The following is a 14,253-nucleotide window of genomic DNA, read 5'->3' as shown; positions in this document are numbered from 1 at the left end:
GGCGCGCTAAAGGCGACGAAGGGCGAGCACGCTGCCCTCGGCATCGGCGGAGAGGTAGACGGTGCCGCCGGGCGCGACGGCGATGCCGGTGAAGGTGTTCATCGGCCCGCACATGTCGCCCACGCCGCCAAGCTGCACCGGCTGCAGCCCGCCCGGCCCACCCATCGGCAAGTCGCTGGCGACGACCTCGCGCGCGCCGCCCGACAAGTCGCAGGCCACGAGGGCATTGGCGCCCGGATCGGCGACGAACAGCGTGCCCCCCGCGATCGCCAGCCCCTCGGGCCGGGCGAGGCCGTCGAGCACCACTTCCTTGCGCCCGCCGACCAGCTTCACCACGCGGCCCGCGCCGCTCTCGGCGACGTAGACGGTGCCGTCGCCGGACACCGCGACGCCCATCGGCCGGGCGAGGCCGCTGGCCAGTTCGGCGACGTTGCCGCCCTCGATCGCATGGACCTTGCCAGTGCCGAACTCGGCAAAGACGACGCCGCCGGGGGCGACGGCAACGCCCATCAGCCGGTCGTGGCCGCTCGCCAGCACCTCGCTGGTCGCGGCGGCCGGGTTCCAGCGGGCGACGTCGCCATTGGCGGTGGTGACGATCCACTCGTCCGGCCCCGACGCCGCGACATCGCGCACCCAGCCGGGGAAGCCGGGCGAGAACAGCATCCCCGCCAGCTGCAGCGGCTCGCCGGGGCGCAGCAGGTAGGTGAACCCGCCGTCCGCCACCAGAACGTGCCCGTTCGCATCGACAGCAAGGCCGAGCGGCCACTGCAGCCCCTTCTCCACCAGCGGCCGGGTCTGCCCCGGCGCGGTGATCTCGGTGATCGAGCCGTTGATGTGGCTCACGAACGTGCGTCCGTTCACGAAGGCCACGTTGTCGAGCCCCGGCCCGATGTCCGCCAGCACCGTCTTCGCGCCGGTGCGCGGGTCAATCTTGAGCACCTGCCCCGAATAGACCTGCGTGGAGATGATCGAGCCGTCCGGGTGGAACTTCACCGAATCCGGCACGCCCAGGTCCTTAGCCACGACTTCCGGCTCGCCGCCGTCGAGGCCGATGCGCCAGATTTCGTTGGCGCCCTGTGCGGGAAAGTAGAGCTTGCCGTCCGGGCCGACCTCGAAGGCATTGGCCATCGGCACGCCCTCGAAGATCACGCGCGGCGCGCCGCCGTCGCGGTCGAGTTCCATGATGCGCCCGCCGATGCGCAACTCGCCCGCGATCAGGCGCCCCTGATGGTACGTGATCGGGTTCGCCACGGGCATGTCGCCGCAGATTACCTTGTACTGCCCCGAAGGCGTCATCATCGAGACGCGCCCCTCGGTGATCTCGGTGCAATAGAGGTTGCCCGCCTCGTCGAACGCAAGGTCATCCGGCCCGACGATGCCGCCGCCATTGGGAGAAATCGTCTCGATCGTGCCGGTATCGACGTCGATCGCGCTGACTTTGCTGCCCGCGACTTGCGCCACGTAGATGCGCCCATCCGCTCCGGTGCGGATGCCGTTGGCACCGTTGAGGCGGCTGGCGGGCGTCATGCGGTGCAGGCCCCAGCCCTCGCCCGGCTTGGCGGGCGCTGTCGAACTCTGGGCATTGGCATTACGGCCAGCGGCTTCCAGCATGTATACATCCCTCTCCTCCGGCGCGTAGCCGGGTCTTTGGCTGGACGGTATAGGCGGGCGCGGACGGGCGCAACGCGATGTGCCCGCAGGCTTACAGCATCGCCTGAGCGACGTGCCCGCCGTTGCCAAGCGCGGCTGCGTGCAGATATTCGTCCACCAGACCGAATAACCCCATTGAGACGCGCCCCGACCGGAACGCCGAGCCCCGAACGCCGCCGTTTTTCCCGGCGGGCGCGCTCGCCCCGAGAGAGGACAGTCCCCATGCCTACCCCTGAACTGCGTTTCGACGGCCGCGTAGCGGTGGTCACCGGCGGTGGCCGCGGCCTCGGTCGCTCCTACGCCCTGTTGCTGGCCGAGCGCGGCTGCAAAGTCGTCGTCAACGATCTGGGCGGCGCGATCCGGGGCGACGGACCGGATACAAGCGTGGCGCAAAGCGTGGTGGACGAGATCGTCGCGGCGGGCGGCGAGGCGATCGCCAACGCCGACACCGTCGCCACGCCCGAAGGCGGCCGCGCCATCGTGCAGGCCGCGCTCGACATTTGGGGCCGCATCGACGTGCTGATCCATAACGCGGGCAATGTGCGCTACGGCTCGATCCGCGACATCCCCTACGAGGACTTTCGCGCGGTGGTGGACGTCCACCTGCTTGGCGCCTTCCACGTCGTGCAGGCCGCGTTCGGGCCGATGTGCGACGCGGGCTACGGGCGCATCGTGCTGACCAGCTCGATCGGTGGCGCCTACGGCAACGTCAACTGCGTCAACTACGGCGTGTCGAAGTCGGGCATGATCGGCCTCAACAACATCGCCGCGCTGGAGGGCGAGGCGCACGGGGTAAAGTGCAACATCATCGCTCCCGGCGCAGTCACCCGCATGGCCGACGGCCTCGACATCTCGCAGTATCCGCCGATGGGACCGGAATTGGTCGCCCCGGTGGTGGGCTGGCTGTGCCATGAAAGCTGCTCGGTCTCGGGGGAACTCGTCTCGTCGATGGCGGGTCGCATCTCGCGCATGTTCATCGCCGAGACCGTCGGCACCTACCGCCCGCACTGGACGATCGAGGACGTCGGCAGCGCGACCGAGGCATGGCACGACAAGAACGGCCTGCTCGATCTCGGCCTGCACGGATACATCGAACACCTCGGCTACAGCTTCGCCATGGCGCGTTCCGAAATCGCCGAGGCGCGATAATCAACACCACTGTTGACTTATATCGCCGTGCGAGCCACCGCCACTCACAGATCAGCGCCCTCGAACGAAGTGGGATTGGACATGACCTGCCTTAAGACCGACGTGCCCGCGCCGGACGAACTCGATATTCCGGCGCTGAAGGCGAAGTACCTCGCCGAGCGTGACAAGCGCCTGCGCCGCGAGGGCGGCGAGCAATACGTGCGTCCGACCGGGGACTTCTCGGACAACTATGCCCATGATCCCTTCACTCCGGTCGCCGAGCGCGCACCGCTGGTCGAGGACATCGATGTGGCGATCCTCGGCGCCGGGTTCTCGGGCATCCTTGCGGGCTATCACTTGCGCAAGCAGGGCGTGACCAACGTGCGCAACATCGACCATGCGGGCGGTTTCGGCGGCGTGTGGTACTGGAACCGCTATCCCGGCGTGCAGTGCGACAACGACGCCTACTGCTACCTGCCGTTGCTCGAAGAGACGGGCTACATGCCGTCGAAGAAGTTCTCCGACGGCTGGGAAATCCAGGCCTATTGCCAGAAGATGGCCGAGGACTTCGAGCTGGCCGACAAGGCGCTGTTCCACACGCTGGTGGAAGGGATCGTCTGGGACGAATCCATCAAACGCTGGCACGTCAGGACCAATCGCGGCGACGACATCCGCGCGCGCTTCGTGGTCATGGCGGGCGGCGTGATGAACATGCCCAAGCTGCCCGGCATCCCCGGCATCCACGACTTCAAGGGCAAGATGTTCCACACCAGCCGCTGGGAGCACGACTACAGCGGCGGATCGTGGACCGCACCCGAGCTGGAAAAGCTGCCTGACAAGCGCGTCGCCATCGTCGGCACCGGCGCCACCTCGGTCCAGGCGGTGCCCTATCTCGGCAAGTACGCCAAGCAACTCTACGTGCTCCAGCGTACGCCGTCGAATATCGACGAGCGGCCCAATCCGCCGACCGATCCCGACTGGGCGGCCTCGCTCCAGCCCGGCTGGCAGCAGGAGCGCATGGCGAACTTCCATCGCGGCGCGCAACAGTTCTTCCTGCCCGGCGAGCCGGACCAGATCTGCGACATCTGGACCGAGATCAGCCGCAACCTGAACCTCGAACTGGAAGCGGACGGCTTCCCCCAGTTGGATATCGGTCAGATCATGGCCCGGCGCGACGTGGTGGACTATCAGGTCATGGAACGCCTGCGCCGCCGCGTCGATGCGATCGTCGAGGACCCGAAAACGGCGGAAAGCCTAAAGCCGTGGTTCCGCTTCATGTGCAAGCGGCCGCTGTCGAACAACGACTACTACCCCACCTTCAACCAGCCCAACGTCAAGCTCATCGACGTCTCCGCCACGCAGGGCGTGGAGCGCATGACCGAGAAGGGCTTCGTCGCCGACGGCGTGGAGTACGAAGTCGACCTGATGATCTTCGCCTCGGGCTTCGAGGTGACGTCGGACCTGAAACGCCGCTGGGGCATCGCCACCGTCGAGGGCGAGAACGGGTTGTCGATCTACGACCACTGGGAGAACGGCCCCGCCACCCTCCACGGCGTCACCACCGACAAGTTCCCCGGAATGTTCTACATGGGCTACATCCAGGGTGCGACCAACTCCAGCACCACCGAGCAGTTCGGGCGGCAGGCCGAACACCTGGCCTTCATGATCGGTGAGACCGTGCGGCGCGGTGCCGACAAGTTCTGCGCCACCGCCGAGGGCGTCGCCGGCTACGTGGCGCACTGCCGCGCCAACGAGGTCGACATGTCCGAGTTCCAGCAGGGCTGCACGCCCAGCTACTTCAACAACGAAGGCGACAAGGAACTGAAGTGGGCGCTGTTCAAGGGCTACCTGCCCGGCTGGGACGCCTGGCGCGACATGCTGGCGGACTGGCGCCTGTCGCCCGACCTGCCGGGCGTGGCGTTCGAGGCGCGTGAGCCGGTGAATTGATCTGAAGACAGCGCGAAGCAATCTGCCCCCACTTCGTCATTGCGAGCGCAGCGAAGCAATCCAGGGCGATGCGGAACTGCCCTGGATTGCTTCGCTGCGCTCGCAATGACGAAGTGGGGGTTGCACCGGCCTCCACAGCCCTGTTCCCGGTCCATTCTTGACGCGGAGTCCCCCGCGAACGCATAATCGCCCCCGGAAACCCCGAGGGAAATTTTAATGGCCACCCGCCCCATCGCGCCCGGTCGGCGTATCGCCAAGCCGGACTGGCGCGCCGTACTCAAGCGCTCGCTGCGCCGTGCCGGAGAGCTGTCCGGCGCGCTGGTGCTCTTTGCGGGCATGGTGTTCCTCGCCCTCGCGCTGGTGAGCTACCACCAGACCGACCCCTCCACTTCCACTGCCGCGGGCGGCGACGTGCAGAACTGGATGGGCGTGACCGGCGCCTGGACCGCCGAGCGCGCGCTGTTCCTGTTCGGGCCGGTTTCCGCGCTGTTCGTGCCGCTGCTCTACGTCTTCGGCCGCAAGTTGTGGTTGCTGGTCGAGGAGGACGACGGCGAGGTCGAGCATACCGACCAGCGCTGGTGGGTGCCGGTCGGGGTGTTGGCTCTGTCGATGCTGCTGATCGCCACGGTTCTCTCGCTATGGTTCACCAAGCCGGGCGGCACCCTGCCCGCCTCGATGGGCGGCATTTCCGGGCTGCTGGGCGCCAAGGCGATCACCGCGCTGGCGGGCCTCGCGCCCGAGGCGGCGCATGGCGGGATCAAATTCGCTCTGACCGTGATCTGCCTCGGCCTCGGCCTCGTGCTGGCGGGCCGCGTCTTCGCCTTCGACTGGGCGCGCCTGCTGACCTTGCCGGGCCGCATCGGCCGCCTCCCGATCAGCCTCCCGTCCGCCGAAGACCTGCCATTCAAGCCGGGCAAGGAGAAGCAACCCAGGGCCGAGCGCGCAGAACAGCCGGAGAAGGCCGAAGCCCCGCTGCGCGCCGCTGAGATGCCTGCTGCTGCCTCTGCGCCTGCCCGCAAGGCACCCGAAATCAGCGCCCCCAAGGCCGCACCGATCCCCGCGCAGTTCGGCTCGGACAGCCGCCAGAAGGACATGTTCGACAAATACGAGTTGCCTAGCCTCGACCTGCTGGCCGACCCGGCACCGAACTCGCAGCCCAAGATCGACAAGCTCAGCCTGGAACGCAACGCGCGCCTGCTGGAAACGGTGCTCGACGACTTCAACGTCAAGGGCGAGATCACCGCCGTGCGCACCGGCCCGGTCGTCACCATGTACGAACTCGAGCCCGCGCCCGGCATCAAGGCCAGCCGCGTCATCGGCCTCGCCGACGACATCGCGCGCAACATGTCGGCGATCTCGGCGCGCGTCTCCTCGATCCCCGGCCGCACGGTCATGGGCATCGAACTGCCCAACGCCAACCGCCAGATGGTCTCCTTCAAGGAGATGGTCGCGTCCGAAGCCTTCGCCCATCACAAGGGCATGCTACCGATCATCCTGGGCAAGGACATCGCTGGCGAGCCGGTCGTCGCCGATCTGGCGACGATGCCGCACCTGCTCGTCGCGGGTACGACGGGTTCGGGCAAGTCGGTCGGCCTCAACGCGATCCTGCTGTCCCTGCTGTACCGCCTGACGCCCGCTCAGTGCCGTCTGATCCTCGTCGATCCCAAGGTGCTCGAACTCAAGAGCTACGACGACATCCCGCACCTGCTCTCGCCCGTGGTCACCGAACCGCCCAAGGCGATCCGCGCGCTCAAGTGGGCGGTCGAGGAAATGGAGCGCCGCTATCGCCAGATGAGCGAGATTTCGGTCCGCAACCTCGCCAGCTTCAACGAGAAGGTCCGCACCGCCGCCGCCAAGGGCAAGCCGCTGGGCCGCCGCATCCAGATCGGCTTCGACCCCGAGACGGGCGAGGAACTCTACGAGGACCGCCAGCTCGACTATGAGGCGCTGCCGCAGATCGTCCTGATCGTCGACGAACTCGCCGACCTCATGGTCACGGTCGGCAAGGAAATCGAAGTGCTGATCCAGCGCCTTTCGCAGAAGAGCCGCGCGGCGGGCATCCACCTGATCATGGCGACGCAGCGTCCATCGGTCGACGTCATCACCGGCGTCATCAAGGCCAACCTGCCGACCCGCGTGTCCTTCGCCGTCACCAGCCGCATCGACAGCCGCACGATCCTCGGCGAACAGGGCGCGGAGCAGCTGCTGGGCAAGGGCGACATGCTCTACAAGCCCAGCTCCGACCCCATCAAGCGCGTCCACGGCCCCTTCGTCTCGGACGAAGAAGTCGAGCACGTCGCCACGTACTGGCGCTCGCAGGGTAAGCCGGACTACGTGGACGCCGTCACCAACGAGCCCGAGGAAGGCAGCTTCGGCTTCGACGACCTCGACGCGACGGCCTCGGACCAGCCCGACGAGCGCAAGTACCGGCAGGTTTGCCAGCTGGTGTTCGAGAACCAGAAGGTCTCGGTATCCTGGCTGCAGCGCCAGATGGGCGTGGGCTACAACACCGCCGCCAAATGGGTCGAGCGCATGGAGCAGGACGGCTACGTCGGCCCCGCCAACCACGTCGGCCGCCGCGACATCTACCGCGACGAGAACGGGAGCCCGCTTTGAGGCTCATCATCGCGCTGGTGCTGGCCGGTGCCCCCGTGGTTTCCGTCGCGGCGACATCCACGCTCACCGCGACCTCGGGCAACTGGGTGCGCGTGTTCAAGCAGGAGGTCGAGACCGCCGTGGGCCGCAGCGTCCGCATCGACACGGCGAGCATGAGGGCGGGCGGTCTCGGCCGCACCTTCCGCGAACTGGATGTACTGACCAAGGCACAAGGCCAGATGCCGCGCGGCACCATGCAGTTCATGCTGCGCAGCGTGAACTGCACCGCAGGAACCACGCGGGTGGAGCAATGGCAGGTGCTCAATCCGGGCGGCGCGCCGCTTGGCGGCTCGGCGACGCCGGGCGCGACGCAGCGGGTGCGCTGGGACAACGAGGACGGCCTGGTCATCCGCTACGTGTGTCAGGGCATATTGCCGCGGTAACTGCAACGCAGGCGTGGTTCTGGAGGGCGGGGGCTTCGACAAAGCTCAGCCTGAGCGGATTTCAGAGCATGCTTTCCAAAGATTGAGACTTTCTCTGCTTCGTCATTGCTTCGCTGCGCTCGCAATGACGAGGGATTGGTTTGATCAAATCGCATCGTACTCCAGATCCCGCTCAGGCTGAGCTTGTCGAAGCCCCCGCCGACGGCACCTACCTGATGCGACAACATCCCCACCATTGTATGGTTGGCCCCGGCGTACCCCGCCGCTAAGACAGTCGCGCCTCCCCCACGCAATACCCTCGAAAGGCCCCGATGGAAGAACATGCCCAGGCATTCCTGCTGCGCGACGGATTTTTCCTGCTGGGAACCGCGCTCGGCTTCGTGCTGCTGTTCCGGCGGCTGGGAATCGGTGCGACGCTGGGTTTTCTCACCACCGGAGCGGTGCTCGGCCCCTACGTCCTGAACCTCGTCGGCGACCCGGAGAGCAAGATGGGGATCGCCGAACTCGGCATCACCCTGCTGCTGTTCATCGTCGGCCTTGAACTTGCGCCAGCGCGCCTGTGGAAGATGCGGCACGAGATCTTCGGGCTGGGCTTGCTGCAGGTGGTGCTGTGCGGGCTGGCGGTTTCGGCCGTCATCTATTTCTTCACCGGCTTCAGCCTGCAGGCCTCGCTGGCGCTGGGTCTGCCGCTGGGGCTGTCGTCCACCGCGCAGGTGCTGCCGATGCTGCAGAGCGCCGGGCGCCTGCACACGCCGTTCGGCGAGCGATCCTTCGCGATCCTGTTGTTCCAGGACCTGTCGATCATCCCGCTGATCACCATCATCGCGGCAATGAACCGCAATCCGGCGCTGCCTTCCGGCCCGCCGGGATGGGTGCTGGGGCTGGAGACGGTCGCCGCCATCGTCGGCCTGATCCTCGCGGGGCGCTTCGTCATCCGGCCGCTGTTCGGCCTGATCGGCAATCTCGGCGAGCGCGAGATGTTCGTCTTCGCCGCGCTGTTCACGGTCATGGCCTCGGGCGCCTTGATGCAGGCGCTCGGCCTTTCGACCGCGCTTGGCGCCTTCATCGCCGGCGTCATGCTGGCGGATTCGCCCTATCGCCACGAACTCGAGGCCGACGTCGAACCGTTCCGCGCGATCCTGCTCGGCCTGTTCTTTATGTCGGTGGGCATGATGCTGGACCTCTCGGCCATCGCCGAACGCCCCTTGTTCGTCATGGCGATGGCACTGGCGCTGATCGCGGTGAAGGGCGGGATCATCTTCCTGCTCGGCCTCGCCTTCCGGATGGAGTGGCGCAGCGCCCTCGCGCTCGGCCTGCTGCTCAGTCAGGGGGGTGAATTCGCCTTCGTCCTGTTCGCACAGGCCAGCAATGCAATGCTGGTGGATGCGCAGGCGACCAGTCTGTTCAGCGCCATCGTCACCCTCTCGATGGTCACCACGCCGTTCCTGATGATGGCGACGCGCGGCATCCGCGAACGGCCCGAGGGCAAGAAGGAAGTCCGCGAGGGCCCGCACGAGGACGGCGCCAACGCGATCGTCGTGGGCTATGGCCGCTTCGGGCAGACGGTGGCGCAGATGCTGATCGCCGCCGACATTCCGGTAACGATGATCGACACCGACATCGAGATGATCGACATCGCCCGGGACTTCGGCGCGCAAGTCTGGTTCGGCGACGGCACTCGCATCGACATGCTGCGCCAGGCGGGCGCGGCGGAGGCCGAACTGATCGTCTTCTGCATCGACGGCGACCAGTTGACCGAGCCGTTCCTGCAGGCCGTCCACCAGGCGTTCCCCAATGCGCAAGTCCACGCCCGCGTGTTCGACCGCCGCGCGCTGGTGCGGCTGAAGGACGCGCCGATCGCCTCGATGGCGCGCGAGGTGATGGAATCGGCGGTGGTGCTGGCGCGCAAGGCGCTCAAGGGGCTGGATGTGGCGCTCGGCGACATCGACCGCGCCGAACAGATGTACCGCAAGAGCGACAAGGAACGCCTGACCGTGCAGTACGAAGGCGGCGACGTGCGCGCCGCGCGGGAGCACATCATCACGCAGCGGCCGAGGGACCGGCGGTAGCTAGGTGTCGTCATTGCAAGCGCAGCGAAGCAATCCAGAGCAGTATCAAGCCGCCCTGGATTGCTTCGCTGCGCTCGCGGGTGACGAAAGGTGGTCAGCCCACGAAAGGCGCCGCCACTTCCGGTGGCACACGCATCAGCCGGCCGGAGGCGATGTCGATCATCGCCCATGTCGTGCGGGCCGAGACGATCACCTTGCCCGCCGCGTTACGGAAATCTACCCGCCGGTCGAAGCGCGCACCGCTCGGCCCTTCGGGGATGAAAGTCTCGCCGGTCACGCTCTCGCCTTCGCGGATGTTGCCGCGGTAGTCGATCTCGTGGCGGGTGACGAGCCACGCGTACTTTTCCTGATGCTCCGCCGGGGCGACGGCGGCCCAGTGCGCGCCCGCCATCGCCTCCATCCACTGCACCCACACCGCATTGTTGACGTGGCCCATCACATCGATGTGCTCCGGCAGCGCGGTGAAGGTGAGGGTGAACATCAGCCTTCGACCCCGAGCTGCCACAGGATGAAGGCGAACTCCTCCGCCGTTTCCTTCAGGCTCTCGAAGCGGCCCGACTTGCCGCCGTGGCCCGCACCCATGTTGGTCTTGAGGATCAGTTCGTTGCCGTCGGTCTTCACCTCGCGCAGCTTCGCGACCCACTTCGCGGGCTCCCAGTAGGTAACGCGCGGGTCGTTGAGGCCCGCCGTCACCATCAGCGGCGGATAGGCCTGCGGCTTGACCTGATCGTAGGGGCTGTAGCTCAGGATCAGATCGAAGGCGGCCTTGTCCTCGATCGGGTTGCCCCATTCGGGCCACTCGCCCGGCGTCAGCGGCAGGGTGTCGTCGAGCATGGTGCTCAGCACATCCACGAAGGGCACGTGCGCCACCACCGCGCCGAACAGCTCGGGGTCGGAGTTGATGACCGCGCCCATCAGTTCACCGCCCGCCGAGCCGCCGGAGATGCTGATCCGGCCCGCCTCGGTGAAGCCGCGCTTGATCAGGCCCTTGGCGACATCGACGAAGTCGTTGAAGGTATTCTCACGCCGCTCCAGCTTGCCCGCCTTGTACCACGCGCGGCCAAGGTCGTCGCCGCCCCGGATATGCGCGATGGCATAGGCGAACCCGCGATCGACCAGGCTGAGGCGCGAGGTCGAGAAGCCGGGATCGATGGCGATACCGTAAGCACCGTAGCCATAGAGGTGGAGCGGCCCGGCTCCCGTCCGGTCCTTGCGATAGACGATGGAAACGGGGATCGCGGTGCCGTCGCGCGCAGGTATCTCCAGCCGCTCGGTGGCATAGAGCGAACCGTCGTAGCCCGAGGGAATTTCCTGGACCTTGAGCGTCTCGAGCGTGCGCGCGGCGACATCGTAGTCCATCACCGAGGACGGAGCGACCATCGACTCGTACGTCAGCCGCAGCTTCTCCATGTGCCATTCGGGATTGTTGGAGAGCCCCGCCGAATAGCTCGCCTCGGGAAAAGCGATCGGCTCGATCCGCGTCGGATCGTCATAATAGCGCAGCTCGATCTGGTCGAGACCGGCGCGGCGCCCCTCGATCACGTAGAAGTCGCGGAACAGATCGAAGCCCGTCAGGTAAAACTCGTCCGTGCCCTCGATCAGCGTCGTCCACTCGCCGGGGTTCGCCAGCGGCGCGGTGGCGAGGCGGAAGTTCTCGTGGGTGTCGTTGGTGTGGATGTAGAGCACGTCGCCGCGCTCATCGACATCGTACTCCACGCCCTTGACGCGCGGCTTCACCAAGATCTGCTCGCCCAGCGGATCGTCGGCGAGGACCATGCGGCATTCGCTGGTCTCATGGTCGCTGGTGCCGATCAGCAGCCACTTCTCGTTCGAGGAAAGCGAGGAGCCGACGCGGAAACCCTCGTCATCCTCGTGGAACAGTTCGACGTCGTCTTCCACCGGCTGGCCCAGCCAGTGCAGGCGGGCATTGTCGGTACGCCATTGCTCGTTCGCCAGCGAGTAGACGAGGCCCTTGTCCTTCGCCACCCAGACCAGCGAGGACAGCGTGCCGGGGATCTCGTCCGGCAGCAGTTCGCCGGTGGTCAGGTCCTTGATCCGCGCGGTGAAGCGTTCCGAGCCGTTGTCGTCATACGCGTAAGCGAGCAGCCGCCCGTCCGTCGTCGTCGAGATCGCGCCGAGGCGGAAGTAGTCCTTGCCCTCGGCGAGCGCTACTTCGTCGAGCATCAGTTCGGGCTCGCCGCCCGCGACGGGTTTGCGCCACCATTTCTTGTATTCGGCGCCTTCCTCGAACTCGATCCAGTAGAGCCAGTCGCCATCCTTCTGCGGGACCGACGAATCGGCTTCCTTGATGCGGCCGCGCATTTCCTTGAACAGCGCGTCGATGCGGCCCTTGTGCTGGTCCATCTTCGATTCGAACCAGCGGTTCTCCGCCTCGAGATGGTCGAGGACCTCCTTGTCCTTCACCTCGGGATAGCCGGGATCGCGCAGCCAGGCGTAGTCGTCGCTGACGGTGACGCCGTGATGGGTGAAGGAATGCGGCTTCTTCGCCGCCTGCGGGGGACCGATGAGGGTCGGGGTGGAATCTGCCATGCGCACCATCTATGATTGCTCAATACCCCCCGCAAGCCGGAACCCATGACATGCTGATGAATACCCACGAAGCCCGCCTCGATGCGCTCCGCAAGGAACTGAAGGCGCGCGGCCTCGATGGCTTCGTGATCCCTATCTCCGACGAGCACATGAGCGAGTACGTCGGCGCCTATGCCCAGCGGCTCGAATGGCTGACCGGCTTCGGCGGCTCGGCCGGGACCGCCGTGGTGCTGACCGACGCCACGCGCTCGCCTGCCGCTGCGATGTTCGTGGACGGGCGCTATACCCTGCAGGTGCGCGACCAGGTGGACGGCAGGCTCTATGCCTACGAAAACGTACCCGCCACCAGCGTTCCGGCATGGCTGGCCGCCAACGCTCCTGAAGGCGCGAAGATCGGCTATGACGCATGGCTTCACGGATCGAAGTGGGCGCAGGCGGTGGAAACCACGCTCGCGGCCAAGGGCGGCGCGCTGATCGCGGTAGAGGGCAACCCGATCGACGCGGTGTGGGACGATCAGCCGCTGCCCTCGGCCGCCTCCGCGATCGTCCACCCCGACCAGTTCACCGGCGAGGCGAGCGAAGCCAAGCGCGCCGCCGTTTCCGAATGGCTCGCGACCCGGAACCTCGACGCGACGGTGATCACCGCACTCGATTCGATCGCCTGGCTGCTCAACATCCGCGGCGCTGACGTGGACCGCACCCCCGTCGCGCTGTCCTACGTCATCGCGCGGCAGGACGGCACCGCCGACCTGTTCATCGCCGGGGAGAAAGTGACCGACGAGGTCCGCCGCCACCTCGGCAACGCGGTCACCATCCGCGAGCGCACCGCGTTCGTCGAGGGCCTGCGTGAACTGGCAGGCAAGCGCGTCGCTATCGATCCCGAGCGGGCCGTCAGCGCCATCTTCGAGACCTTGCGCGGCGTCGGCGCTACGCTGGTCGAAGAGCGCGACCCCACCGTGCTGCCCAAGGCGGTCAAGAACCCGGTCGAGCAGGCCGGTCACCGCGCCGCGCAGGGCCGCGATGCCGCCGCCGTGACGCGCTTCCTCCACTGGCTCGCGGTCGAGGCGCCCAAGGGCGAAGTCACCGAAATGTCGGCCGCCGCGAAGCTGCAGGACTTCCGGGCGCTCGATCCGACCTTGCGCGACCTGTCGTTCGACACGATCTCCGGCGCCGGGCCGAACGGCGCGAGCCCGCACTACCGCGTGTCGGAGGAAACCAGCCTCACGCTGGAGCCGAACTCGGTCTATCTCGTCGACTCGGGCGGGCAGTATCCGGACGGCACCACCGACATCACCCGCACCGTCTGGGTCGGGCCTGATGCGCCCTTCGTCGAAGTGAAGGACCGCTTCACCCGCGTGCTCAAGGGCCACATCGCGCTGGCGCTCGCGGTGTTCCCCAAGGGCACGGCGGGCAGCCAGCTCGACGTGCTGGCGCGCCATGCGCTGTGGCAGGTCGGGCTCGATTATGCCCACGGCACCGGCCACGGCGTCGGCAGCTTCCTTGCCGTTCACGAAGGGCCGCAGCGCATCGCCAAGTCTTCGGGCGGGCAAGCGGGCACCGACCAGCCGCTGCTGCCGGGCATGTTCCTCTCGAACGAGCCAGGCTACTACAAGACCGGCGAATACGGCATCCGCATCGAGAACCTGATCCTCGTCGAAAAGCGCGAGATCGCGGGCTCGGACGGCGAATACTACGGCTTCGAGACGCTCACCCACGTGCCGATCGAGCGGCGCCTGGTGGACACATCGCTGCTATCTCCAGCCGAAATCACGTGGTGGAACGACTATCACGCGCGGGTGCTGGAGATCGTCGCGCCGCAGCTGGAAGGAGACGCGCTGACCTGGCTGCACGCCCAGTGCGAGCCGCTCTGA

At 66.8% G+C, this 14,253-nt stretch carries 9 protein-coding genes; 6 read left to right on the top strand and 3 right to left on the bottom strand.

What is annotated here, in order from left to right; genetic code table 11:
- Positions 1 to 6 precede the first annotated feature (6 nt).
- Positions 7 to 1,611, bottom strand: a complete 1,605-nt coding sequence (locus tag QRN25_RS00455) for an NHL repeat-containing protein (protein ID WP_285016745.1) — start codon at positions 1,609 to 1,611, stop codon at positions 7 to 9.
- Positions 1,612 to 1,872: 261 nt separating this feature from the next.
- On the opposite strand from QRN25_RS00455, the gene QRN25_RS00450 reads away from it, so the two are divergent.
- The 5 genes from QRN25_RS00450 (at position 1,873) to QRN25_RS00430 (ending at position 9,832) form a co-directional block, all read left to right on the top strand.
- On the top strand, positions 1,873 to 2,799 hold the full coding sequence (locus QRN25_RS00450; RefSeq protein WP_285016743.1) for an SDR family NAD(P)-dependent oxidoreductase: 927 nt from the start codon (positions 1,873 to 1,875) through the stop codon (positions 2,797 to 2,799).
- Between the two features lie 81 nt (positions 2,800 to 2,880).
- A complete protein-coding gene (locus QRN25_RS00445) occupies positions 2,881 to 4,725 on the top strand; it encodes a flavin-containing monooxygenase (protein ID WP_285016741.1) in 1,845 nt (614 codons plus the stop codon).
- Positions 4,726 to 4,941: 216 nt separating this feature from the next.
- Positions 4,942 to 7,341, top strand: a complete 2,400-nt coding sequence (locus QRN25_RS00440; RefSeq protein WP_285016739.1) for a DNA translocase FtsK — start codon at positions 4,942 to 4,944, stop codon at positions 7,339 to 7,341.
- Positions 7,338 to 7,763, top strand: a complete 426-nt coding sequence (locus QRN25_RS00435; protein ID WP_285016738.1) for a hypothetical protein — start codon at positions 7,338 to 7,340, stop codon at positions 7,761 to 7,763. The genes QRN25_RS00440 and QRN25_RS00435 overlap by 4 nt, the downstream gene beginning before the upstream one ends.
- A gap of 311 nt (positions 7,764 to 8,074) precedes the next feature.
- Positions 8,075 to 9,832, top strand: coding sequence for a cation:proton antiporter domain-containing protein (locus QRN25_RS00430; protein WP_271180839.1), 1,758 nt, complete (start codon positions 8,075 to 8,077; stop codon positions 9,830 to 9,832).
- A 94-nt stretch (positions 9,833 to 9,926) separates the two neighbouring features.
- Here the strand turns inward: QRN25_RS00430 and QRN25_RS00425 are convergent, their stop codons facing one another.
- Entirely contained in the window at positions 9,927 to 10,313 is a 387-nt protein-coding gene (locus tag QRN25_RS00425) for an acyl-CoA thioesterase (protein ID WP_271180838.1), read from the bottom strand.
- Complete coding sequence (locus QRN25_RS00420; RefSeq protein WP_502910394.1) at positions 10,313 to 12,382, bottom strand: S9 family peptidase; 2,070 nt, start codon at positions 12,380 to 12,382, stop codon at positions 10,313 to 10,315. Before QRN25_RS00420 ends, QRN25_RS00425 begins: the two co-directional genes overlap by 1 nt.
- A gap of 50 nt (positions 12,383 to 12,432) precedes the next feature.
- On the opposite strand from QRN25_RS00420, the gene QRN25_RS00415 reads away from it, so the two are divergent.
- On the top strand, positions 12,433 to 14,253 hold the full coding sequence (locus tag QRN25_RS00415) for an aminopeptidase P family protein (RefSeq protein ID WP_285016731.1): 1,821 nt from the start codon (positions 12,433 to 12,435) through the stop codon (positions 14,251 to 14,253).

The organism is Novosphingobium sp. fls2-241-R2A-195 (genome assembly GCF_030209485.1).
Taxonomy (GTDB): Bacteria; Pseudomonadota; Alphaproteobacteria; order Sphingomonadales; family Sphingomonadaceae; genus Novosphingobium; species Novosphingobium resinovorum.
This window is presented reverse-complemented; position numbering and strand designations above follow the sequence as displayed.

Excerpts from the sequence above, each read along its gene's own strand:
- QRN25_RS00415 (WP_285016731.1), top strand. The coding sequence starts at position 12,433 with ATGCTGATGAATACCCACGAAGCCCGCCTCGATGCGCTCCGCAAGGAA.
- QRN25_RS00445 (WP_285016741.1), top strand. The coding sequence starts at position 2,881 with ATGACCTGCCTTAAGACCGACGTGCCCGCGCCGGACGAACTCGATATT.
- QRN25_RS00450 (WP_285016743.1), top strand. The coding sequence starts at position 1,873 with ATGCCTACCCCTGAACTGCGTTTCGACGGCCGCGTAGCGGTGGTCACC.
- QRN25_RS00440 (WP_285016739.1), top strand. The coding sequence starts at position 4,942 with ATGGCCACCCGCCCCATCGCGCCCGGTCGGCGTATCGCCAAGCCGGAC.
- QRN25_RS00455 (WP_285016745.1), bottom strand. The coding sequence starts at position 1,611 with ATGCTGGAAGCCGCTGGCCGTAATGCCAATGCCCAGAGTTCGACAGCG.
- QRN25_RS00425 (WP_271180838.1), bottom strand. The coding sequence starts at position 10,313 with ATGTTCACCCTCACCTTCACCGCGCTGCCGGAGCACATCGATGTGATG.
- QRN25_RS00430 (WP_271180839.1), top strand. The coding sequence starts at position 8,075 with ATGGAAGAACATGCCCAGGCATTCCTGCTGCGCGACGGATTTTTCCTG.
- QRN25_RS00420 (WP_502910394.1), bottom strand. The coding sequence starts at position 12,382 with ATGGCAGATTCCACCCCGACCCTCATCGGTCCCCCGCAGGCGGCGAAG.